The organism is Pseudoalteromonas sp. NZS71, assembly GCF_015864715.1.
In the GTDB taxonomy this organism is placed as follows: domain Bacteria; phylum Pseudomonadota; class Gammaproteobacteria; order Enterobacterales; family Alteromonadaceae; genus Pseudoalteromonas; species Pseudoalteromonas arctica.
Genome location: NZ_JADYWS010000030.1, coordinates 14,855 through 38,608, shown reverse-complemented (window position 1 = coordinate 38,608; position 23,754 = coordinate 14,855). Strand labels below are relative to the sequence as shown.

The following is a 23,754-nucleotide window of genomic DNA, read 5'->3' as shown; positions in this document are numbered from 1 at the left end:
AATGTTTTAAGGTGACTTGAGTTTATTTAAAGCACTTAACAAAATAATTAAATACTTTAACGGAGTGAACAATGAAATTATCTGACTTATTTAAAGTTAGTTTGATTGCAACTGCAGTATCTTTAGCGGGTTGTGGTGGTGACTTAGTAGTATCTGAAGGCGACACAACAATAAATGAAGGCGACACAGTTACTAATGTTGTTGAAGGTGGCAGTGGTACAGTAGATGAAACATCATCGCGTGATGATTCTCAAAATGGAACTACGGGTTTCCCTGCTGATATCGACAATGCACTTGTTCAAGGCTTAGCAACGGATGTCTCAAGTGAATTTCCAGCAATAACAGATAAACCAGTGTATCGCTTAAGTGCTGATACAACATTGATTGCTGATGTTTCACTAACTAATGATGCACATTGGATTGTGAATGGTCGTACTGCTGTGGGTAATGACCGCGCAGATAGTACAACGCTTTATATTCAGCAAGGTACAACGATTATTGGTGAATCAGGTGATGACTTTTTAGTTGTGCGTCGTGGTTCCCAAATTGAATCAGTCGGCACTGCAAGCCAGCCAATTACGATGACATCAATTCAAGATGTTACGGGTAGCGAGACAGCAATTGGCCAATGGGGTGGTTTGGTATTACTTGGTAATGCACCTGCAAACTCATGTGGAGACCAACAAGGTGAAGCAACAGCTGATGAACTTGCTAATTGTGGCGTGTCAGCTGAAGGTGATGCAGGTCAGTTCGGTGGAAATATCAGTGATGATAATTCAGGTACTCTAAAATATGTACTTGTTAAGCAAGCAGGTAAAACGCTTGGTAATGGTGATGAGTTAAATGGTATTACGTTTGCCGGTGTAGGCTCTGCAACTACGGTTAATTATATCCAGGTTCATGAAAACCTTGATGATGGTATCGAGTTTTTTGGTGGTACGGTTAATGTAAGTAATGTAGTGCTGACTAACATTGGTGATGATTCACTTGATTGGTCTTTTGGTTGGACGGGTTCGGCTACTAATGTTTACATTCAACAAGCCGCTAACGTAGGCGATAACGCTATTGAAGCTGATAACTCTGAGTTTGATTCAAGCGCCACGCCATTAACACTGCCTACTATATCTAACGTTACAATCGTCGGTGCAGAAGGTAATAATGGTATTCGTCTACGCGCTGGTACTGCGGGCGCTCTTAAAAATGTATTTGTAACGGGTCCTGCTACTTACGAAAACTGTTTACGTGTAGGGTCTGATTCAGTTCCTCGCGCTGAAGATGGCACACTAACGATTGTAAACTCTATTGTGGCGTGTCAAACAACGGCAAATAATTTTGGTAGTGAAGTAATTAACGGTGGCGACGTACAATCTTGGTTTGAAGGACAAGATGGTAACCAAGTACTTACGCCTGCAGAGCTTATGCTTGCTGATGACGGTTACACGCCACTTGCTGGTTCACCGCTTATCGCAAATGGTCAAATTGGTGCTTTTGATGGATCAACTAACTGGATGGAAGGTTGGACTGTCGGTATTAATGGCGGCTTCCCTACTGATATTGATAACGCGCTTGCACAAGGCTTAGCATCAGATGTTTCTAGTGAATTTCCAGCAATTACAGATAAACCAGTATACCGTTTAACTGAAGATACAACGTTCACAGCAGATGTAACGCTTACTAACGATGCACATTGGATTTTAAATGGTCGTACTGCAGTTGGTAATGACCGTGCAGATGCAACTATATTATATGTTCAAGCGGGTACAACGCTAATTGGTGAAACAGGTGATGACTTTTTAGTTGTACGTCGTGGTTCACAAATTAATGCCAATGGTAATGCAACTGCGCCAATCACTATGACATCTATTCAAGATGTAACAGGCGCTGAAACAACGATTGGTCAATGGGGCGGCTTAGTATTATTAGGTAATGCACCCGCTAACTCGTGTGGCGATCAAACCGGTGAAACGACAGCTGAAGAATTAGCTAACTGTGGTGTATCAGCTGAGGGTGACGCTGGTCAGTTTGGTGGTGATATTATCGATGATAACTCAGGTGTTCTTCGTTATATTGTTGTTAAACATGCAGGTAAAACGCTGGGTAATGGCGATGAACTTAACGGTATCTCATTTGCAGGTGTTGGTTCACAAACGAAAGTTGAATACATTCAAATTCACCAAAACCTAGATGATGGTGTTGAGTTTTTTGGTGGCACAGTTAATGTTCGTAACATTGTACTAACTGATATTGGCGACGATGCATTCGATTGGTCATTTGGTTGGTCGGGTCGTGCACAAAATATCTATATTCAACAAAGTTCAGTTGAGGGTGATAACGCAATAGAAGCTGATAACTCAGAATTCGATTCAAATGCGACACCATTGACTAAACCACTAATTTCTAACGTAACAATTGTAGGTGCTGATGGTACTAACGGTGTTCGTTTACGTGCAGGGACAGCGGGCGTTCTACGAAATGTTGTTATAACGGGACCTGAAGGTTACTCAAACTGTTTACGTGTAGGCTCAGACTCTGCTGCTAATGCAGAATCGGGTGAGTTGTCTATCGAAAACTCAGCTGTTGCATGTAATGAAGATAATAACTTTGGTTCACAAGCAATTGGTAGTGGCAATGTGCAGTCTTGGTTTGAAGGTCAAACGGGTAACTTAACGCTTACAGCTTCAGCACTTAATTTAGCGACAGACGGCTTTACACCAAAATCGGGTTCACCTTTATTAGGTGCTGGTGGGGATTCATCTGAGCTTGACTCGTTCTTTACCAAAACAGATTACATCGGCGCATTCGATGGCGATAATAATTGGATGGATGGTTGGACAGTTGCTATTACACCAAGCTTTCCTGACGATATTGCTAATGCATTAGCACAAGGACTTGCAACAGATGTTTCTGCTAGCTTCCCTACAATTACAGACAAACCTGTATATCAATTAACCTCTGATGTTGTATTTACATCTGATGTAACACTGACTAACGATGCGCATTGGGTTTTAAAAGGACGTACAGCCGTTGGTAATGACCGCGCTGACAACACTACACTTTATGTTCAGTTTGGTACAACGTTAATTGGTGAGTCGGGTGATGACTTCTTAGTTGTTCGCCGTGGTTCTAAAATTGAAGCGGTAGGCAGTGTAAATCAACCAATTACTATGACGTCAATCCAGGATATGACGGGCGGCGAAACTACGATTGGTCAATGGGGCGGTTTAGTATTATTGGGTAATGCACCTGCTAACTCATGTGGCGACCAACAAGGTGAAGCAACAGCAGAAGAACTTGCCAGTTGTGGTGTATCTGCAGAAGGCGATGCAGGCCAGTTCGGTGGTAATGACCCTGAAGATAATTCAGGTACGCTAAAGTATGTTGCAGTTAAGCAAGCGGGTAAAACGCTCGGTAATGGCGATGAACTTAACGGTATTACACTTGCGGGTGTTGGTCGTCAGACTGAACTAGATTACATTCACGTTCATGAAAATCTAGACGATGGTGTTGAATTTTTTGGTGGTACTGCAAATATTAGTCACCTTGTTTTAACAAGCATAGGCGATGATTCACTTGATTGGTCGTTCGGTTGGACGGGTAAAGCGCAATATGTACTGATTAAACAATCAGACTCTGAGGGCGACAATGCAATTGAAGCTGATAACTCTGAGTTTGATTCAAGTGCAACGCCACTAACAATGCCAACTATCTCTAATGTAACAATTATTGGTAATGTGGGTGTAAATGGTATCCGCTTACGTGCAGGTACTGCGGGTATGCTTAAAAACGTAGTGGTTACAGGTGGTGCAGACTATTCAAACTGTTTACGAGTAGGCTCTGATTCAGCGCCGCGAGCAGAGGACGGTACATTAACTGTTACTCACTCAATCGTTGCGTGTGAAACCGCTAACAACTTTGGTACGCAAGCAATTGGTACAGGGAATGTTGAATCTTGGTTCTTAGGACAAACAGGCAATTCAGTTCAAGTAGCCGCTGACCTTGGGCTTGCAGATAATGGCTATATGCCAACTGCTGAGTCGTTATTACTTGGTAATGGCTTTGATTCATCAAGCTTAGATAGTTACTTTGATTCTGTAGATTACATTGGTGCGATGGATGCACAAACAGACTGGACAGCAGGTTGGGTAAAAGTAGGCCTTTAACCCACACCACATTATAGCCGAGCGAAAGCTCGGCTAATGTCTTGTTTTGTTTCGGAGTATAAAAATGAAATCTTTTAAACCCTCTACACTTGCTTTATCAAAATTAAACTACGCTGTAATGGCTGCGTTACTTGGTTTATCAGTAAATACAGCCACGGCTGCTGAGCAGCAAGTAGAAGAGCAAGAAATAGAAGAAGTTGTTGCTGTAGGGCAACGATTAAAGGGCAGTGCGGGTGCTGTACTGCAAGAACGTCAAAACCAAGCGTTTGTTGCTGATATTATGGGTGCAGACCAAATATCACGTACTGGTGATGGCGATGCCGCCTCTGCACTTCGTCGTGTTACTGGTTTAACGTTAGTCGATGGCAAATTTATTTATGTGCGTGGTTTAGGTGAACGCTATTCTAGTACTCAGCTAAATAGCATGTATGTACCAAGTCCTGATCCTACTCGCTCAGTGGTTCCTTTGGATTTATTTCCATCTGAAATTATTGAAAGCTTGAGTGTACAAAAGTCATTTTCACCGGATATGCCAGCGCATTTTGGTGGAGGTAATGTAAATATTCGCACTAAATCAATTCCTTCTGACTTTTTATTAAAAGTACAAGTGGGTACATCGTACAATACTTCTAATAGCGATACCGGTTACTTTTACAGTGGCGGTGATGATGACTGGATGGGTCGAGATGATGGTTCGCGAGCATTATCGGATGTGTTTACTACTGCGCTTACCAGTGATGCTGGTCTTGAGGGCAATATAAACACTACGTTAGCTGAGCGTAAAAACCTGATTCAATCGCTTGATTGGGATGTAGGTATTTCAGAAAAGGATGTTGACCCTGCTATGAACTTCTCTATTGCCTTAGGTGATAGATTTGAAAGTGAGGTCGGTACTTTTGGTGTGCTTGCAGCCGTATCTTACGATAACGAGTGGGAAGTAGTTCAAGAGCAAAGCGGCTCAAGCCTTGGTAGCTTAGGCTGTGAAGACAAATGTTTTGCCCAGTATTACGATGGTACATCGACTGAGCAAAATGTACGTTGGAGCGGCACATTAAATTTAGGATATGAGTTAAGCTCAAACCATAAGTTTGAGCTTACTAATATTGCACTTCATGACATGAGTGACCGCGTACGTAACCGCGATTACTTTGATGCAAATGAAACCGAAGAAGGTGTCACCGAATTACGCCGAGTAGATATTACGTACGAAGAGCGCGAAATGTTTTCGACTCAGCTTAAGGGGACGCACAACTTTCCAGAGCTAAATAATTTATTTTTTGATTGGTATGGCGGTTTAAGTCGAGCAAACCGTAATGCACCAGGTGGTTTAGATGTTGTTTATCAGCAAAACTTAGTTGATGGCGTGCTTGAATCTGAACAACTGCAAGATGTAGCTGCAACAAATATCACCCGTGAGTATCAAGTATTACACGACGATGTTGAAACATTTGGTTGGAATATGGGTATGCCTTTTTATGGTGACGGCTATGAGCTTGAGTTAAAAATAGGCGGCGATTTTTCAGAGAAAAAACGTGATGCAAGTAATGTGAAGTTTGGCATTACGCACCGTGGTATAAGCGATGAGTACTCGTTCGGCTCTAACGTAAGCGATATTTTTGCTGATGAAAACACGGCGAATGACGCTTTTTATGCAAGTGTAACCGGCTCAGGTATTTTTGATGACGGCACCACTGATGGTGATAAGTACAGTGCAGCGCATAAATTAGATGCTTATTATTTTATGGCGGATTACTTATATCAAAACACTTGGCGTTTTACTGGTGGCGTTCGATGGGAAGATTTTTCTCAAGTATCAGTCGGTTATGAAGCGCATACTAATTTCTTTGAAAATACGTTACAAGAAATCCAAGATGTAGCTATTAATGAAGATAACTTTTTTCCTTCTTTAGCTGTTACGTACATCATGGATGAAGAAATGCAATTTCGCTTAAATTTAAGTGAAACAACCATTCGCCCTGATCTACGTGATGTAAGCTCTTCTTTCTTTGTTGACCCGTTAACTGAGTTTCTGGTGAGAGGATCACCTAGTTTACAAAGTTCTAATTTAAAAAATGTAGATTTTAGGTTTGAATGGTATATGCCATCAGGTAATAACCTTTCTGTTGCATTGTTTTATAAAGACATTGAAAACCCAATTGAAATGGTTGAGCTTGCGGGCGTAGGTGGTGCATCTCCACAGTTATTAACAGCAAATGCTCAGTCGGGTAAATTGTCGGGTATTGAAGTTGATTTTTTAACTGACTTTGGCTTTATAAATAAAGATTGGTCTTCAGCATTCTTGTCAGGCAACGTTACGCTATCTGACTCAAGTGTTAATTTGGGGATTAATGATTCAGACGGTGTTGACTCACTGTTTGAAACACAGCTTAAAGAAGCCCTTGAGGCCGATACAGTATCGAATATTGTAACTAACAATGAGCGTCGTTTAGTTGGTCATTCTGAGTGGGTTGCAAACTTACAAATGGGCTATGACTCGGATGATGGATTTCATTCTACTTCACTAATTTATAATGTGTTTGGCCCTCGTATAATTGTACCTGGTACACGTGGTAATGAAGATGCCGAAGAAAAGTCGTTTCACTCAGTTGATTTAGTTTATTCTTACTTCCCTAACTTTAACTCTAAAGTTAATTTTAAGGTTAAGAATATGCTTGGCCAAGAAAAAGAAATTGAACAAGAAGGTCTTACCCTTTGGGGACAAGACACCGGCACTGAGTTTAGTTTAAGTTATAGCTATGAGTTTTAAGCTTTATTTAAAATAAAACTCAAGGAATGAAATAATAAACTTCACTATCTATTAGCTCTGTATTTTAATACAGAGCTTTTTTGTGTTTATGCTCAGTATGAAAAATATTTAAGTTCTGTTTTATTCGCTAGTTTTAGCCGTCTACGAGTGTTAGTTTAGCGTTAATGAAAATTAAATCTCACGCAATGAATTTAATTTTTAATGTATTAAGGCATCTTTTATGAATCAAACAGTGGAACAAACAATGAAAAAAGTAGGATTAGTCGGTTGGCGTGGCATGGTTGGCTCTGTGTTATTAGAACGTATGCAGCAGCAAAGTGATTTTGCCCATATCGACACCACCTTTTTCACCACCTCACAAGCGGGTCAACTAGGCCCAGATATAGCAGGCGACGCAAAACCATTACTAGATGCAAGTGACATTAGCGAACTTGCTAAAATGGATATTATTGTTACTTGCCAAGGCGGCGATTACACCAATGCGGTATATCCAAAACTTCGAGAGTTGGGTTGGGATGGTTACTGGATTGATGCAGCTTCAGCACTGCGTATGAGTGAGGACAGCATTATAGTGCTGGATCCCGTAAACAAAGATGTTATTGAACAAGGCTTAGCGCAAGGCGTTAAAACCTTTGTGGGCGGTAACTGTACTGTATCGCTGATGCTACTTGCATTAGGTGGTTTATTTGAGCAAGACCTAATTGAGTGGGTAAGCCCAATGACTTACCAAGCGGCTTCGGGCGCTGGTGCACGAAATATGAAAGAGCTTATTGCACAAATGGGCGCTATTCATGCAAGTGTTGCAGATAAACTAGATAACCCAAGCTCTGCTATTTTAGAAATTGATAAAATAGTAAGCGAAACAATGGCGTCAAATGACTTACCACAAGACCAGTTTGGTGTGCCATTAGCGGGCAGTTTAATCCCGTGGATTGACGTACCTATGCCAAGCGGTCAGTCTAAAGAAGAATGGAAAGCACAGGTTGAAGCGAACAAAATTTTAGGTTCTTCTAAGCAACCAGTGCCAATTGATGGTTTATGTGTACGTATTGGCGCTATGCGTTGTCACTCACAAGCGATGACCATTAAATTACGTGAAGATATTAGCGTAGAAAAAATTGAAGAAATTTTAGCGTCTCATAACGAGTGGGTTAAGATTATTCCTAACGAGCGTGAAATTAGCGCAACAGACTTAACACCCGTTAAAGTAACAGGCACTTTAAGCATTCCTGTTGGCCGTATTCGTAAATTAGCGATGGGGCCAAAATACATCAGCGCATTTACAGTAGGCGATCAGCTTTTGTGGGGAGCGGCAGAGCCACTTCGTCGTATGCTACGCATAATTGTTAATGGTGAGTAATACCAATTCGCAATAATACTTAATCAATTTGAGGGGTTAAATCTGACGCTAACTACGTTAAATATTTCTGATATAGAACAACTAAATAACGAAATTTTTGCCTTGTTATCGACACGATTTTCTCCTCTCAAAATAGATCACTTAATTAAGCGAATTGGTATAATATATAATCAGTATTAACAAAAGGGGTTGGCAATTTGCCAGCCCTTTTTAGTTTAATGGCTTATAAAACCGCTTAAGAGGCTTAAACAATACTTTTTTATGAATGTTCACTGTTGTTTATTATTGAACTTAAGTAAACTGTTTACATTGTGCAACAGCCTATTCAAGTAACATTAATGACCTCTCACATAAATAACTTTGCCAATAAGCGATTAGCATTTGTTAGCTCCTATTTTAGTTCTGCAATTGCTATAAACACGGTTGTTTCTTGTTTTCTTATTTTTAGCAGTATTAACCACAGCGCCTCGCAAGAAAAACTTTACTGGCTTTTTACATTATCATTTATTTCATTACTTCGAATAGCCAGCCATGTATTTGTTAACAACACCCATGCTTTTAAATATCATCTGTATTTTATAGGTTTATTATTAACGGCTTTAACATGGGCTGCTTTCCCCATTTTATTTTATGAAAATATGCAAATGCAGGAGAAGTTTGTATCACTCGTTGTTTTTAGCTCCCTTGCTGGTGGCGGTGTAAATGTTTTAGCTTCTGATATTCGTTCCTCCTTGTCGTATATAACCTGTTTACTGGTTCCTTTTAGTATCTTATTACTTTTACAGCCTATTGAAGATGAGAATGTACTAGGTATTTTAGGGCTCGTTTTATGGTTTATTTTGTGTTTTGTTACTGCTGTACGTTCTGCCAAAGATGTAAAGTCATCAATTAATAATGAACTTAAGTTAGATCAATTTATTGAAAACTTAGAAAACGAAGTGCAACTTCGTACCGAACAAATAATCCTTTTAGAGCAAAAAGACAATTTAACTAAATTGTTTAATAGAGGGAGCTTTGTTTCTAATGTCGAACTTGATTTAGCCAATCAAAATGATGATATTAAAGCCGTTTTATTTTTAGATATGGATGACTTTAAAATCATCAACGATAAATACGGTCACGATTTTGGTGACTTTGTGCTGGCCCAAACAGGTAAACGATTAGTTGAAACGCAAACTCAAGGCGATTTTATTGCTTGTCGTTGGGGAGGGGATGAGTTTATTTTTTATTCTCGTAGTAACACCGAAGACGAACTTTTTGACTGTGTTTTTAGATTAGTTAAAACTTTAACGAAAACAGTAAGCATGGATAGCTATCAAGTAAACCCTTCTTTTAAAGTTGGGCTGTATTTTACGCGTGAAAATTTTAACCTTGAAGACGCGATTAAATATGCTGATGTTGCTATGTATGAAGGTAAGAAAAGCCGTAATGAAATATCGGTATTTGACGAGCGAATGCATGAATCGCTTAAAAGAGAAGAAGTACTTCGTAGCTCAATTAAAGAGTGCGTAGAAAAAGGTGACTTTCATCTGTGTTATCAACCTATTGTTGATATAAGTACAAATGAAATAACCACGTTTGAAGTACTACTTCGTTGGCAGTTTAATGATGAATTTATTCCCCCTTCAGAATTTATAGATATTGCAGAGCGATATGGAAAAATTAATATATTAGGTGAATTTGTACTAGAGCAAGCCATTGCGAGTTTAAGTAAGTTAAACGCTGTGAATAGTAAGATTGGATTGTCGATTAATGTGTCGGTGTTGCAACTAGAAAACCATAATTTTTTAGATTTTTTAGTTGCTCTTCTAAATAGATATGCTGTTAAACCATACAATGTGCATTTAGAAATAACAGAAACAGTGATGATTAAAAATTTACCGTATTTGTCAAAAGTGATTACGGCCATAAAAAATACCGGTGTGCGTATCTCTATTGATGATTTTGGTACTGGGTTTTCTTCTATATCGGTTTTAAAAGAGCTGTCAGTTGATTACATTAAAATAGACAAATCTTATATTGATAATATTTGTGAGTGCTCAAAAGATAAAAGTATTGTATCTGCGGTAACTAACATGTCGCATATGATTGGTTGCCAAGTAATAGCGGAGGGCGTAGAAAATACAGCTCAGTTAACGTTATTACAAAGCTTACAAATTGATAAGTATCAAGGTTTTATATTCAGTAAACCAGTTAGATTTGATCAAGCATTTTCACTTATAAATTAAAGGGATACACTCGCTTTATATTCAATTAAGCATTGCTGTATAAATTACATTTTACAGCAATGTCTTATTTTAAATACTGGATTTACATCATTTTTTCAGAAAAACTTAAAATCTATATTGCATTTTACTACCTTAGAATATTTCCCTACTCGTACTTTTGAATCTTCATATTCATCGTTCACTCTTAAAGTGGTATAACCTTTGCTTTTAATAAGTAGATTAGCCTGTTTAGCTACAATGAGGCTACCAACGATGTATTTTAAATGCGATCTACGTAGTGTTATTACAATTTTGCGTAATTCTTACATGTTTAAAATGCTCATTTGAAAGTATTAGGTAAAGGAAATTACAATGAGCTCGGTTTCTAATGTATTTCAAAGCAAATGGTTTAACTCATTAGCGGTTATTTTATTAGTCATTATTATTGCCAGAATAGCCGCACCTTATGCGCTTCAGCAGTACGTAAATTATCAGCTAAAACATACGCAAGGTGTTACGGGGCATGTTGGTGATGTAGATTTGTTTTTATATCGCGGTGCCTACGCGATTGACGACGTTGAAATTTACGCTGTTGATGCAACTTCAGCTCCTAAGCCTTTGCTGAGTATTCAAACTCTCGATTTTTCACTCGCGTGGTCAGCCCTTTTAAAGGGTAATTTAGTAACAAATATGGCATTCACGCGTCCTAAAATAGTTATTTATGATAAAGACCCCAATGCCTCTGAGCAAAATAAACAAGTAAAAGACGAAACTACTTGGGTAGGGCTCGCCAATAATTTAGTACTGTTCTCTATTGATACCTTAACAATTGAGCAAGGCAAATTAACTTTAGTTAACTCAACGAATAGTGGTGAAAAACCCACTTTTATATCAAATATCAACGCTCGAATTGAAAATATAACCAACGCGCAAAACCTATCAAAAACACTAGTGACTACTCTAAGCGTAGAAGGTGCATTAATGGGGGAGGCCGGATTAAAGCTTGATGGCAAATTAGATCCCTTTAGCAAACAAGCCAATTTTGATTTTAACGCAGAGGTACAGCGTTTCTCTGTTAAAAATTTAGACACTGTATTTAAGGTATACACGCCTTTTGATATTGAAGCGGGTGGCATTGATGGCGCTATGGAACTTGTAGCTAAAGACAATAACTTAAATGGTTATGTAAAAGCGGGCGTTCAAAACTTGAGTGTGTTCTCGTGGCGCGAAGATATAGAAAAAGATGACGACGGCATATGTACGGCCATATTTGAAGGCAGTGTTGATTTACTGGGCTCTATACTCGAAAACGATGAGTCAAAACTTGTTGCTGCACGTATTCCTATAGAGGGACAACTAGATAATACGGATGTTTCGACTTTTCAAGCTGTGATTTCGGTATTAGAAAACGCATTTTTTGATGCGTTTAAAATGAAAGTAGATAACGTTATTTCTTTTGAAGATACGGATGAAAAACCTGATAACGAGGAAAATTAAAGCTCTTTGGTAATTCTATTTCAATTAGATCTTTAAATTGCACCCACTTTTTAAACTTTAAGTGGGTGCTTTAGTACTCTTATCAGATTAGTTTTTGCGGTTACTCAATAGCTCTTTAAGCTCAGCAATTTGGGATTGTAGTTCGTTTACTTGCCCTTGCGTTGCAGGTAATGAGCTGTCGTCTGCGAGCTCTTCTCGCGCTTTGCGGTGCTCCTCACTCATAACTTCTAAAATGGCACCTACCATCATATTTAAAAATACAAATGCGGTTAAAAATATAAACGTAAGGTAATAAATCCAGCTTAGTTCGTACACCGCCATTGTTTCGTACATTATGTCGGTCCAATCTTCAAACGTCGCCACCCTAAACAAGGTAAGCATTGAGATTGATACGTCTTGCCAAAGTACGGGGTTTATTTCAGCAAACATCATGCTGCCCATTGCAGCGTATATATAAAAAATAACAAACATTAATAGGGCTATATAACCCATTTGTGGAATGGCTTTAAGTAATGAGTTAACTAATAAGCGCAGCTCAGGGATCATCGATACCAATCGCAGTACTCTAAATATGCGAAGTAGACGAGCAATTAACATAGTAGAGCCAGCAGCAGGATATAAACTGCCCAATACTATGATGGTGTCGAATATATTCCATCCTTTAGAAAAAAAGTGTTTTATGCCTTTACTTGCAATAAAGCGGATTACTAGTTCAATTAAAAAGAATGCGGTAATGCCAACGTCCATCCAATTTAGAGCAAGCTCTACGGTAGGATGTAGTGAGTAAGTGTGCGCACCGACTGTCAGGGCAGAAACAATAATTACAGCTATAACAAATGATTGAAATATCTTGCTTTTGTCTATACGCTGAAACAACTTTTGTAACTGCGACATCATAGAAATAGATCCTTTGGAGATTAAGATTTTATGGCGCTAATATACAATAATATTGTAATAATTTAACGCTTTTTCGATATAGAAAGTGTAAGGAAATTTAATGTTTATCAATAAACTAAAAAGTAGCGCATTACTTATTGTTGGATTATGTGTTTTAGCTGGTTGTAGCTCTGACGCGCGTTTTCATGAAGTTCAATCGGCGCGCCTTGATGAATGTAACTATAAAGCCGACAAAGAATATTACGAATGCCTAGATAAACAAGACTCTAACTACGAAGAGTTTAAAAAACAGCAACAAGCAGAAACTAAATAAGTAACCTTTATATTTATGACTAAAACTCAAAAGCAGCGCGATAAGCACATTCGACTAGCACTTACTAATGCATGCGAGGCAATAAAAGAAAGCGTAATTGGTTTTGATTATCTAACGCATACCATCGATTTAAATAACGAGGCCAATACGTTAAAAGTACAGTGCTATTTTAACGATGATATAGCCCTTGAAAGTGCAAAACCGCAACTTAACGAATTAACAGCTATTATACTTAACGAGTTAGCAGTTATTAAGTTGAACGCAAAACCAGCACATATTTCATTTTCCGCCAATTAACAGAGCTTTTGTTGGTTTGATAGCACATGGACGTTATAATTAGATAAATTATTTTTAGGGTTTAAATTATGGCTGTTCCTACGCGTTCGCAAATTTCACCAGGTACCACAGTAAATATTGTATTAAAAGAAGATCAACGCAGCGGCACATTAACTGAGGGTGTTGTTGAGCGCCTTTTAACAAAATCACCAAATCACCCACACGGCATTAAAGTACGTTTAGAAGATGGTCAAGTTGGCCGAGTAAAAGAGATTTTATAATGGCAGCGTTAACAGAACAGGCTTTTTGGGAATTAGTAACAACGCCTGATTTAGGGCTCGATCCGCAAAGTGTGAGCGATAGCCTAAAAACTAAACTTAATGATTTAAGCGATCAACACCTTATTGATTTTGATAAGCATTTTGGCATACATATGCGTAAGTGTTTTACCTGGGATTTGTTTGGTGCCGCCTTTGTGATGGCTGGATGTAACGACTATTACGGCTTTAGCGAATTTAGATGTTGGTTAATTTCGCGCGGTAAAACAGTATTCGAAAACGCCTTAGAAAATGCTGATTCTATAGCGCAGTGTACACCTGTTTATTACTTAAACGAGCAGCCTTATCCGTACATTGATGAGTATGACTTAATAGCCGGTTTATTATTTGAAGAACGTAACGAAGACGAATTGCCGTTTATCCCTTCTGGCAGTGATGAGCCCAAAGGTAAACGTTTTAAAGACAAACCTAAGTTTTTAAAGCAAAGCTACCCTTTATTATTTGCAAAGTACTGGCAATAAAATAAATACCAATTCGTATAACTAGTTAAATAATCTAATGAGTTCAATTGACCCTTACAATTAGGCGCATTGGTATAAATCGTTTTGTTGTTTAAGTACGTATTAAATAAAGTGCTTAACAACAAAATGGTTTGTAATGAGTATCTAGGGCATGTTTACCTTTGGTGGTTGAATTTGTTCAATCCAAGAAGGATTTAATCGCGGCGCGACATTTGTAACCTAGTGGGCTCGACAACTGCTCCTGCGTTATTCTAATGGCTTACATCCATGTAAGAATAATAAAAACCGAGCAAAGCTTCCGCGTCCTACTCACGCGCTTGCTCCTGTAATACGACTTCTCTCCTTTTATAGTAAATCTCTGTTATAGTTGTTAAAAGTTATAAAAGCTAAGTGATTAGGCATTTTGCTATTATTTAACACGCTGACTCACGAGGATACACCCACGAAATGAAATATTTAACACTCGCTTTATTAACTGTCGCTTTTACAAGTGCAAATGCTTTTTCTGAGCCGAGTAATAAAACACGATTTATACCGTTTTTAAAGTCAAAATTGGGGACATACGAAGTTGTGTCGACCAATTCAGGGTTATGCGTTAATAGCGATTTGAGTTTGACAGACGAAAGTGATTTAAGTGCAGGTTTTAAACTTGGAGAACAAATTGTATTTGGATCGCTCCACAATGGTACTCGCACTATTAAAAAACCAAACTTTTGTTTTATAACCAGTACGCTTAAATATAAAAGTGATGGCCTTGAAAACGGTTTAAGAATGAGCCGTTGTGAAAACCCTGCAAACGAAAAAACAATCAGTCAAAGTATCAAGTTTTTAGCTGATAACACACTAAAATACACATTAAGCGAACCTAGTGTAGAGTGCACATTTAAAAAAGCAGATGAAAGTAAATAAAGCATCTAGTAAGTAGCAAATCATTCGCAGTATATTTTAGGGATATCGCGCCAACGCGTGGTGTACTGCGGCGACAAAAAATCACGGTTCATGTGCCACCGGTCATTTAATTTACTACTAGCTAAACTAAGCATTCCTTTCCCATACCGTGTATTTATAGCATCTAGGCAACTCATTAATTGTGGGTTGTCAGTACGTTGGTTAAACAAATCACTTTGTTGAAATTGCTGTGACGTAAGTTCTAAAGCGCCTACACCACACTTGTAAAACCTAACTGCAGGTTGGTATATTTGATCAAATACCTCAGATACAGCATTAGCCATCACGCAGGTGTCGTTAGTGGGTGAGGGGAACTTATACACAAACGACTTTTTATAATATCTATTTTCGTGCGCGCCACTGGCTGCAAAAATATAAAGCTGGTGAGTGAGCGAACGTTGCACTCTTAGTTTATTAGCCACTGTGGTTACATGGTTAATTAGCGCCGTTTTAAGGGCTGTTGGCTCGCATATGCGCTCTCCAAAACTACGGGTCGAATAAATCTCCCGCTTGTCTTGTCGTACATCATCCCAGTTTAAACATGTTATCCCGTTAAGCTCGCTTACTGTACGTTCAACAACCACACTAAATGCACGGCGCATTGCTTTAGGGTTTTGCTGAGCAAGATCCCAAGCGGTGTGTATATTCATTATTTTAAGCTTTTTAGCTAGTCGCCGGCCTATTCCCCAGACATCTTCGCAGCTCATTCTTTGTAAAATAGCTTGGCGAGTTTGCTCGTTATTTATTACTGCTACACCATTAAAACCACTGAGCTTTTTAGCGGCGTGGTTAGCGGCTTTTGCTAAAGTAGGGGTCGGGCCAAAACCAACACCCACAGGAAGCTTTGTTTCGCGCCATACTGTGCGCCTTATTGTATGGCCGTATTCATGCCAGTCTTTAATTAATGATGTGTAGCCATTAAAGTGCAAAAACGATTCATCAATACTGTATATGTGCTGTGTATCGCAAAAGCGGCCAATAATATTCATCATTTTGTCGCTTAAATCAGCATAAAGCTCGTAATTGCTAGAACGAATAACAACGTTGTTTTGCTCAAGCAAATGCTTAACTTTAAAGTACGGGCCAAATTTAGGAATATTTAAGCGCCGAGCAATAGGACAAATAGCGCATACACAGCCATCGTTATTGGTAAGTACAACCACGGGTTTGGATCGAATAGCAGGGTCGAATACTTTTTCGGCACTGGCATAAAATGACACAGCATCAACTAAGGCATACATTTTAGTAACTCTGGGCTTTGCCTGTGCATTCTTATTGATAGCGTTACTACGCCTTCGAGCTGAAACTCGTCTGCAGAGGTTAGTTGTACAGGCTTATGTAAAGAAGAAGCTGAAAGCAGCCGCGCATTGGTTTTATCAAGCAGTTTGCATACAAAAAGACCATTTAAGTTAGCAACAATAACGTCACCATTTTTTACCGGCTCTGCACGGTCGATAACTAATAAGTCACCTTCAAAAATTCCGACTTCTTGCATAGAGTTACCCGATGCAATACCAATAAACGTAGCATCTGGATGCTTTATTAAAAGCTCATCAAGGGTTACACCTAGCTCGGTGTACTGCGCTGCGGGGGATTCAAAACCACACACGCCTGCTTCTATATAAATGGGAATGACAAACATAACACAACCTAAAACGCATGCACTGTATAAGTGTACAGTATATGCGTTTTGTGTAAGTTATGCCAAGAATGTATGGCTGATCAATCCATGTTTTTGATCATTTGTTGTGCGGTATCTAAAAAGTCTTTGATTTGTTGAGGGTTTAAGTTTTTACACATTTGATTATTTATTTTCTGCTCTGAGGCTAACAACTTATCAAAAAGAACTTTACCTTGCTCTGTGAGCGATAAAATAAAGCAGCGCTTATCGTGCTCACTTGCCTGTTTACTTATTAAATTTAAGCCAATAAGATCTTTAATTAAACGTGCTATTTGCGCTTTGTCGCGCTGCGTTTTAGTAACAATATCGTTAGCCGTACAGTTATTTACGTTCGCGATAATATGTATGCAGCGTACGTGCATAGCATTAATACCAAGTTCGCCTGCGTTAATTGCTTCACGAATTGTTACACGGTAATTTTGCATTAATTCAAACAGCGTATTTGATAAAGGTGTATTCATAGAACTCTCAATATAGTTGACAAAGTCAATTAACTTGTTGTAGTTGATTTTATCAACCAATGGGGCGTTGTGCAATACCTGCTTTTTATAGCAGGTTGGTATTAAAGTCTAAGTTTTGTAAAACGAGGTAATACATGAGTAAACAAGTTCGCAAAGCCAACGTATTAAGTACACAGCAAATCACACCCCACCTACAGCGTATTGTTGTAGGCTCTGATGATTTTAACGACTTAACCTCACAGTACATTGGTAACTATGTAAAAGTACTATTTCCAAAAAATGGTGAAGTAGATTTTAACTTAAAAACAGCGTGTATGCGATCTTACACAATAAGGCATGTAGATGCACAAACAGGCGCGCTAACGCTTGATTTTGTTATAAATATGCACCAAGGTCCGGCAACTGACTGGGCTAAAACTGCAAAAGTAGGCGACGAGCTAGGCATTGCAGGCCCAGGCCCTAAAAAGCTAGATAATTATGAGCATTCGCATTATGTATTACTAGGCGATTTAACATCGGTAAATGCAATAAAAGGGTATGCGCAGCAATTACCTTTAACTTCAAAAATTGATGCTTTTGTACATGCGCCCACTGAGCAAGACATTATTGATTTAGAAACAAGCCGCGATATTAATTGGCTTGTTACCGACAACGCTGACGAAGCGCTACTTAGCGCACTTCAAAATTTGCACATTACAGCAGAGCTTCCCATTGTATTTATGGCATTGGAGGCTGGGCTTGTACGTAGGGCAAAAACACTGCTAACAGAGCAATTTAATATACCGCGCAGTAATATTGTTTCCTCAGGATATTGGAAAAAAGGCGTGGATTCAGAAGGCTATAAAAAGCAGCGCCAACGTGATGCACAGCTTGCCTGAATACCTTAGAGCAAAATAACATATACCTATTTTGCTTTAATACCTCTGCCTAACTTGAATTGACCTAATAGCAGACCCATTTAAGTGTTTTATGCTAATGATGTAATCCATTATTAGCATGCATTTTTAGGAGCTGCTATTTTGTTAAATTCCATTCCTTTTTCGTTATTAGAACTTGCCCCCATGATCAAAGGGGACAGCGTTACTAACACTCTTCATAAAAGTACTAAATACGCACAACGCGCAGATGAGCTTGGCTTTAACCGCTTTTGGCTTGCTGAGCATCATAATATGCCAGGTATAATTTGTGCGGCCACTTCAATTTTGGTTGGTCACATTGCAGGCAATACTAAAAAGATACGGGTTGGATCGGGCGGTATTATGCTGCCAAACCACTCACCTTTAGTTGTTGCTGAACAATTTGGTACGTTAGAGAGCTTATATCCAGGGCGAATAGATTTAGGGCTAGGGCGTGCACCAGGTAGCGATCCTGTAACAAGTCGTGCACTAAACAACGATATGAGCCGCGCAGAAAACTTTCCAGGTGAAGTAACTGAGCTGCAAACATTGTTAGGTCCTTACAATGGTACGCATCCTATACGTGCTATACCGGGCGAGAACACAAACGTTCCTATTTGGCTATTAGGCTCGAGTTTATTTAGCGCGCAGTTAGCGGCGCAAAAAGGGTTACCGTATGTATTTGCAGGGCATTTTGCACCGCGTTTTGTGCACGAGGCAATAGCGCTGTATAAGCGTGAATTTAAAGCATCAAGCGTACTTGATAAGCCATACGTCATGCTTGCACTGCCTTTAGTAGCAGCAGACACCGACGATGAAGCGCAATACTTGTCGACTACTTCTAAACAACGTGTGCTCGAACTCATACGTGGTAACGAGCTGTGGCTAAAACCACCTGTTGAAAGCATGGATGGGTTGTGGAGCGAACAAGAACGCGCTCATGTAGAGAACTTTTTAAGTCTAAGCGTAGTAGGCGGACATGTAAGTATTAAACACAAGTTAGAGATGATAGCGAAACAACTAGAAGTAGATGAGTTTATATTTACCAATGATGTGTTTGATAGTGAAAAACGCCACCGTGCACTCGAAATTTTAATGGAAATAAAGCATTAGCTCAAAAACTATTAATTTAGATAGTGTAGTTAAGCAAGCGTACACCTTGCCTCTGTTAATGTTGCAGGCATCAATTAAAGAACATTCATTTATACATTGAATTAATTTATGTGATGTCTGCAAAGTTTAAAATCAGTCTTTTTTTAAATAACTAGCTTATAGTAAGTGGATTTAGTAACTATATAGCGTTCTATTTTATCAATCGAACTGATTTAAATAATCAATTTTAAGATATCACTTTTATTTTTTATAATGTATGTATTAAGCCAAACATCATTAAATAAAGGTAGGTTCACCGTGAAGTCTCTAAATAGCGCAACAGCTAATTCAGTTAACAAAACAGCGCAACCAAAAGTTGCACTGATTGCTGAAGGTGGCGGGCAGCGAGGGATCTTCACAGCTGGCGTACTTGATGCGTGGTTAGAGCAAGAATATGACCCATTCGATTTATTCATTGGCACCTCTGCAGGTTCGCAAAACTTAACTAGCTACTTAGCGCGTCAAAAAGGCTATGCCAAACGCCTAATTAGAGGGCTTTCGCGTAACAAACGTTTTTTTCAGCTTGGTCGCGGATTAGTGGGTAAACACATAGTTGATTTAGATTGGTACTTTGACAAAACCACCGAGGTAAAAAGAGCCATAGATTTTAAAACAGCTAAAACGAGTTTAGGCGCGCGTGAGCTACTTATAACAGCCACTAATGCACGAGACAGAAAAGCATATTACCTATCACCTACAGGTGAGAGTGGTCAATGGCGTGATTTGTTAAAGGCTTCTAGCGCACTCCCGTTTTTATACAAACAAGGTGTAAAGTTAACACCTTGGTTAAACGCAGAAGCAGCTAACGAAATACACCTTGCTGAAGAGCAAGTACAGAGCGATTTTTATCTAGACGGCGGTTTAGCCGCTCCATTACCAGTGCGTGAAGCTTACAACCGAGGCGCTCGTAAAATTGTTGTAATAAGAACGGTTGACGCTAATTTTCAAGCGCAATCTGCGTGGGTTCAAAAGCTAAAATCGCTTGCAACTGTATCAGGTTACTGCCCAAAAACTTTAGACTATTTATTACAGCACGAGCAGGCCTATTTGGATGAACTTGAGTTTATTGCAAACCCACCAAGTGATGTGGAAATAATACAAATCTTTGCAGACGAAAAGCTGCATAGCAAATTATTAGGTAGTTCAAATAACGATTTACGTTTTGATCATAAATTAGGCTTAGATGCTGGTCGCTCATACTTAGCAATGCAAAACTTACAGGTTAACAGTAATAACTATTACAGTGCACCTACACAATACAGCTATAACTAATTAAAAATAATTTAAAAATAGCGCATAACTTTATGCGCTATTTTTTTGCCATTCTTAATCCTCGTTACGCCTCATATAAACCTTACTGCATCAAAATAAAAACTATTGCATCTTGCACGCATACGCAAAACAAAACACTGAATATTAAAAAGATATTATTGATTTTTTAACTAATCAATATAAAGTGTAAGTGTGATTTATTATTCACATTTATAGAAATAAAATTCAGCACTAAATGTGCTTACTTACAAATTATTAAACATCAATACACACTTCACTATGGGGTAAAGCCAAACTTAAACACTATTATGTTTAATGCATAATGAGCTGCCGGATTTTTTAAGTTAAGTAGCGCCACATGCAGAGTTTAAAGTCGGTGCTAACATAAAGTAAAAGTATAAAATAAAAAGGGATTAGTAATGTTCGATACCGTCGTCAAAAGTGTAAACAACCTTTTATGGGGAGAAGGTCAGGTACTTATTTATATACTTTTGTTTACAGGTATATGGTTTTCGGTACGACTAAAAGCAATTCAAATACTTAAATTTAAACATATGTTTAGCCTTTTAAAAGGCAGCAGCAAATGTAAAAAAGACGACATTTCATCATTCCAAGCATTGTGTACAGGGCTTTGCGCACGAGTAGGTACTGGTAATTTAGCCGGTGTGGCAGTGGCAATTTCACTTGGCGGCAGCGGCGCTATATTTTGGATGTGGGTAATAGCCATATTGGGTATGGCTACAGGCTTTGCCGAAAGCGTACTTGGGCAAGTATATAAAGTGCGCGATAGTGGCGGTGAATTTAGAGGCGGCCCTGCGTATTATATTCAACAAGGTCTGGGTAGCCGGGCGTTTGCAATTGTGTTTGCCGCGTGTTTGTTTTTAGGTTACGGCTTTACGTTTAGCGCAATGCAAACGAACACAATTACCGACGCGCTTAACTACGCGTTTGAAGTTCCTACATTTTATTCTGGCCTAGTTATTACCGTACTAGCAGGCTCAATTATACTCGGTGGCTTTAAGGCAATTGCCCGATTTGCAGAGCGTGTTGTGCCAATAATGGGCATTGTGTTTGTACTTGCCGCCGTTATTATTACGATTATAAATTTCACGCAAGTACCCGCCATGCTTAAAGATATATTTTTATCGGCGTTTGGTTTACAAGAAGCCGGAGCGGGTGCAATGGGCGCTGCCATTAAAAACGGTATTCAACGTGGTTTATATTCTAATGAAGCCGGTGCAGGTAGTGTTCCGCATGCTTCAGCAAGTGCCAGCCCAATTCCTAATCACCCAGTAACGCAAGGTTACATACAAATGCTAGGCGTATTTTTCGATACAATAGTACTGTGTAGCTGTACCGCTGTGATCATTTTATTAGCCGATATAGACATAAGCGGTGAAATGGAAGGCATTCGTTTAACACAAAGCGCGATGACCGCTCATTTAGCACAAGGTGGTGTTTATTTTGTCGCAGCTGCTATTACCTTATTTGCTTTTACATCGGTGGTGGCAAACTACGCCTATGCAGAGAGTAACTTGCACTTATTTAAGCTCGATAACAAAGTAGGGCGCGGCATTTACACTTTGCTTTATTTATCAATGATGTTGTGGGGCGCGTCGGCCACATTAAAAGAAGTCTGGGATTTAGCCGATATTGCCTTAGGGTTAATGACAGTGGTTAACGTTATCGCTATTATACTGTTAACGCCGACTATTTTGTCTGTTACGAGCGATTACCACGCACAAAGAGACAAAGGTTTAGAGCCCGAATTTAAAGTAAAAGATGTAAAAGTACAGGGCAAATGCGAAGACGGCGTTTGGGATTAATTCACGTACTTTAAGCACACTTAACTATAAAAAGCGGTTTTATGGCAACATAAAGCCGCTTTTCATTTTGCATAAATATTCACTTTCAGTGTTGTAAAATAACTGAAGCAACCAAAATAAAAGGCACAATTTTTTAGATGATCGAGATTCACGCAGGGAAAACAGCGGCTAAAATTATTAACGAACAGGGCTTTAAACCTGAACTTTTCACCTCTTTTTTAGGTGCAAGTGGCGGTCCTAAATGGTTTACATTATTTGGCTTAGATAAATATATTTTTGGTGAATTTTTTAAAAACCGTACCCAACCACTTAATTTAATTGGATCATCTGCTGGCGCTTTTCGCTCTGCGTGTTTTGCACAAAACGATCCTGTTGCTGCGATTGAGCGCTTAGCAAAATCGTATTCGCAAACTCGATATTCAAGTAATAAACCAACACCTAGTGAAATAACAATAAAAGCGCGCGCATTACTTGAAGATGTTTTTGGCGATAACGGCGTAACCGAAATTATAAATAACCCAACATTTAAAGCGCACTTTATAGTAGCAAAATCGAATGGCTTTATTGCCAGCGAAAATAAATTAATACAGTTAATGGGTTTATCAAAAAGTTATATGTTAAACCGCGTTAACCGAAAATTATTAGGATCACAGTATGAGCGCTTTATATTTGGCCCAGCAACAAGTGACTTATCAATTACCGACAGCTACAATTTTAAAACGCAAAACATAGCGCTTACTCAAAATAATTTGAAAGATGCGTTACTTGCATCGGGTTCAATACCACTTGTTATGCAAGGCATAAAAAATATTGCAGGCTCACCTGTTGGCATGTATCGCGATGGTGGAATTATTGATTACCACTTTGATTTAAAAATTAATAATCCAGGACTCATTTTGTATCCGCATTTCAATTCAGAGCCAAAAGCAGGGTGGTTTGATAAAAACCTAAAGCGTAAAGTATCGCCACTTAATTACGACAACGTGGTAATGCTAGCCCCATCCAAAAATTTTGTAGCAAGCTTGCCGTACGGAAAAATTCCAGACAGAAACGATTTTACCGATCTTGATGCAGACACGCGTATTAAATATTGGAATATAGTTTTTAGTGAAACAGAAAGGCTAGCTGAAGCGTTTGATAAAAAGTTAAAAATGTTATTAATTTTTAAAAATAAAATATAGTTTTATTAGTTGCTATAAGAAGTCAGTTAACATAATTAATTTTAATCGTGTTAACAGACTT

19 protein-coding genes are annotated in these 23,754 nt (G+C 38.8%); 15 read left to right on the top strand and 4 right to left on the bottom strand.

The window, feature by feature from the left end:
* The first annotated feature begins 71 nt into the window (after positions 1–71).
* From I6E85_RS17350 to I6E85_RS17330, 5 genes are all read left to right on the top strand, one after another.
* Positions 72–4,160: a hypothetical protein gene (locus I6E85_RS17350; protein ID WP_197237183.1), complete on the top strand. Its 4,089-nt coding sequence runs from the start codon at positions 72–74 to the stop codon at positions 4,158–4,160.
* Positions 4,161–4,224: 64 nt separating this feature from the next.
* A complete protein-coding gene (locus tag I6E85_RS17345) occupies positions 4,225–6,927 on the top strand; it encodes a TonB-dependent receptor (protein WP_197237182.1) in 2,703 nt (900 codons plus the stop codon).
* Between the two features lie 220 nt (positions 6,928–7,147).
* On the top strand, positions 7,148–8,287 hold the full coding sequence (gene asd / locus I6E85_RS17340) for an aspartate-semialdehyde dehydrogenase (RefSeq protein ID WP_024591037.1): 1,140 nt from the start codon (positions 7,148–7,150) through the stop codon (positions 8,285–8,287).
* A gap of 338 nt (positions 8,288–8,625) precedes the next feature.
* Positions 8,626–10,515: a bifunctional diguanylate cyclase/phosphodiesterase gene (locus I6E85_RS17335; protein ID WP_231388446.1), complete on the top strand. Its 1,890-nt coding sequence runs from the start codon at positions 8,626–8,628 to the stop codon at positions 10,513–10,515.
* 351 nt (positions 10,516–10,866) lie between these two features.
* Complete coding sequence (locus I6E85_RS17330) at positions 10,867–11,991, top strand: DUF748 domain-containing protein (protein WP_024591035.1); 1,125 nt, start codon at positions 10,867–10,869, stop codon at positions 11,989–11,991.
* 87 nt (positions 11,992–12,078) lie between these two features.
* On the opposite strand, the gene I6E85_RS17325 is transcribed toward I6E85_RS17330, so the two are convergent.
* Entirely contained in the window at positions 12,079–12,888 is an 810-nt protein-coding gene (locus I6E85_RS17325; RefSeq protein WP_007583228.1) for an ion transporter, read from the bottom strand.
* A 100-nt stretch (positions 12,889–12,988) separates the two neighbouring features.
* On the opposite strand from I6E85_RS17325, the gene I6E85_RS17320 reads away from it, so the two are divergent.
* The 5 genes from I6E85_RS17320 to I6E85_RS17300 all read left to right on the top strand — a co-directional run bounded on the left by I6E85_RS17320 (position 12,989) and on the right by I6E85_RS17300 (position 15,185).
* Positions 12,989–13,201: a hypothetical protein gene (locus I6E85_RS17320; RefSeq protein WP_007583226.1), complete on the top strand. Its 213-nt coding sequence runs from the start codon at positions 12,989–12,991 to the stop codon at positions 13,199–13,201.
* A 15-nt stretch (positions 13,202–13,216) separates the two neighbouring features.
* Positions 13,217–13,498 (top strand): hypothetical protein, encoded by a 282-nt coding sequence (locus tag I6E85_RS17315; RefSeq protein WP_024591034.1) that lies wholly within the window; start codon positions 13,217–13,219, stop codon positions 13,496–13,498.
* A gap of 68 nt (positions 13,499–13,566) precedes the next feature.
* Entirely contained in the window at positions 13,567–13,758 is a 192-nt protein-coding gene (locus tag I6E85_RS17310) for a YwbE family protein (protein ID WP_007583223.1), read from the top strand.
* Positions 13,758–14,276 carry a DUF4240 domain-containing protein gene (locus I6E85_RS17305; protein WP_197237181.1) on the top strand — a complete coding sequence of 173 codons (519 nt, stop codon included), beginning with the start codon at positions 13,758–13,760 and terminating at the stop codon, positions 14,274–14,276. Before I6E85_RS17310 ends, I6E85_RS17305 begins: the two co-directional genes overlap by 1 nt.
* A 447-nt stretch (positions 14,277–14,723) precedes the next feature.
* Positions 14,724–15,185 carry a hypothetical protein gene (locus I6E85_RS17300; protein WP_101163507.1) on the top strand — a complete coding sequence of 154 codons (462 nt, stop codon included), beginning with the start codon at positions 14,724–14,726 and terminating at the stop codon, positions 15,183–15,185.
* Positions 15,186–15,205: 20 nt separating this feature from the next.
* Here the strand turns inward: I6E85_RS17300 and I6E85_RS17295 are convergent, their stop codons facing one another.
* The 3 genes from I6E85_RS17295 to I6E85_RS17285 form a co-directional block, all read right to left on the bottom strand.
* Entirely contained in the window at positions 15,206–16,465 is a 1,260-nt protein-coding gene (locus I6E85_RS17295; protein WP_101163508.1) for a Y-family DNA polymerase, read from the bottom strand.
* Complete coding sequence (locus I6E85_RS17290; protein ID WP_007377584.1) at positions 16,453–16,866, bottom strand: S24 family peptidase; 414 nt, start codon at positions 16,864–16,866, stop codon at positions 16,453–16,455. The genes I6E85_RS17295 and I6E85_RS17290 overlap by 13 nt, the downstream gene beginning before the upstream one ends.
* 80 nt (positions 16,867–16,946) lie before the next feature.
* Positions 16,947–17,366: a MarR family winged helix-turn-helix transcriptional regulator gene (locus tag I6E85_RS17285; protein WP_024591031.1), complete on the bottom strand. Its 420-nt coding sequence runs from the start codon at positions 17,364–17,366 to the stop codon at positions 16,947–16,949.
* A 134-nt stretch (positions 17,367–17,500) separates the two neighbouring features.
* On the opposite strand from I6E85_RS17285, the gene I6E85_RS17280 reads away from it, so the two are divergent.
* The 5 genes from I6E85_RS17280 (at position 17,501) to I6E85_RS17260 (ending at position 23,693) form a co-directional block, all read left to right on the top strand.
* The gene (locus tag I6E85_RS17280; RefSeq protein WP_024591030.1) at positions 17,501–18,244 is read left to right on the top strand and encodes a siderophore-interacting protein; all 744 of its coding nucleotides are present in this window, start codon (positions 17,501–17,503) and stop codon (positions 18,242–18,244) included.
* Positions 18,245–18,385: 141 nt separating this feature from the next.
* Positions 18,386–19,375, top strand: a complete 990-nt coding sequence (locus tag I6E85_RS17275; protein WP_024591029.1) for an LLM class flavin-dependent oxidoreductase — start codon at positions 18,386–18,388, stop codon at positions 19,373–19,375.
* Between the two features lie 297 nt (positions 19,376–19,672).
* Positions 19,673–20,686, top strand: coding sequence for a patatin family protein (locus I6E85_RS17270; protein ID WP_024591028.1), 1,014 nt, complete (start codon positions 19,673–19,675; stop codon positions 20,684–20,686).
* 419 nt (positions 20,687–21,105) lie between these two features.
* Positions 21,106–22,512 carry a sodium:alanine symporter family protein gene (locus I6E85_RS17265; RefSeq protein ID WP_101162776.1) on the top strand — a complete coding sequence of 469 codons (1,407 nt, stop codon included), beginning with the start codon at positions 21,106–21,108 and terminating at the stop codon, positions 22,510–22,512.
* Positions 22,513–22,649: 137 nt separating this feature from the next.
* Entirely contained in the window at positions 22,650–23,693 is a 1,044-nt protein-coding gene (locus tag I6E85_RS17260) for a patatin-like phospholipase family protein (protein ID WP_024591026.1), read from the top strand.
* Positions 23,694–23,754: the final 61 nt, after the last annotated feature.

Bases quoted from the DNA above. Each gene is read 5' to 3' on its own strand.
- I6E85_RS17320 (WP_007583226.1), top strand. From the start codon at position 12,989: ATGTTTATCAATAAACTAAAAAGTAGCGCATTACTTATTGTTGGATTA.
- I6E85_RS17310 (WP_007583223.1), top strand. From the start codon at position 13,567: ATGGCTGTTCCTACGCGTTCGCAAATTTCACCAGGTACCACAGTAAAT.
- I6E85_RS17280 (WP_024591030.1), top strand. From the start codon at position 17,501: ATGAGTAAACAAGTTCGCAAAGCCAACGTATTAAGTACACAGCAAATC.
- I6E85_RS17285 (WP_024591031.1), bottom strand. From the start codon at position 17,366: ATGAATACACCTTTATCAAATACGCTGTTTGAATTAATGCAAAATTAC.
- I6E85_RS17350 (WP_197237183.1), top strand. From the start codon at position 72: ATGAAATTATCTGACTTATTTAAAGTTAGTTTGATTGCAACTGCAGTA.
- I6E85_RS17305 (WP_197237181.1), top strand. From the start codon at position 13,758: ATGGCAGCGTTAACAGAACAGGCTTTTTGGGAATTAGTAACAACGCCT.
- I6E85_RS17300 (WP_101163507.1), top strand. From the start codon at position 14,724: ATGAAATATTTAACACTCGCTTTATTAACTGTCGCTTTTACAAGTGCA.
- I6E85_RS17265 (WP_101162776.1), top strand. From the start codon at position 21,106: ATGTTCGATACCGTCGTCAAAAGTGTAAACAACCTTTTATGGGGAGAA.
- I6E85_RS17335 (WP_231388446.1), top strand. From the start codon at position 8,626: ATGACCTCTCACATAAATAACTTTGCCAATAAGCGATTAGCATTTGTT.
- I6E85_RS17345 (WP_197237182.1), top strand. From the start codon at position 4,225: ATGAAATCTTTTAAACCCTCTACACTTGCTTTATCAAAATTAAACTAC.
- I6E85_RS17330 (WP_024591035.1), top strand. From the start codon at position 10,867: ATGAGCTCGGTTTCTAATGTATTTCAAAGCAAATGGTTTAACTCATTA.
- I6E85_RS17325 (WP_007583228.1), bottom strand. From the start codon at position 12,888: ATGATGTCGCAGTTACAAAAGTTGTTTCAGCGTATAGACAAAAGCAAG.
- I6E85_RS17295 (WP_101163508.1), bottom strand. From the start codon at position 16,465: ATGTATGCCTTAGTTGATGCTGTGTCATTTTATGCCAGTGCCGAAAAA.
- I6E85_RS17315 (WP_024591034.1), top strand. From the start codon at position 13,217: ATGACTAAAACTCAAAAGCAGCGCGATAAGCACATTCGACTAGCACTT.
- asd (WP_024591037.1), top strand. From the start codon at position 7,148: ATGAATCAAACAGTGGAACAAACAATGAAAAAAGTAGGATTAGTCGGT.
- I6E85_RS17260 (WP_024591026.1), top strand. From the start codon at position 22,650: ATGATCGAGATTCACGCAGGGAAAACAGCGGCTAAAATTATTAACGAA.
- I6E85_RS17290 (WP_007377584.1), bottom strand. From the start codon at position 16,866: ATGTTTGTCATTCCCATTTATATAGAAGCAGGCGTGTGTGGTTTTGAA.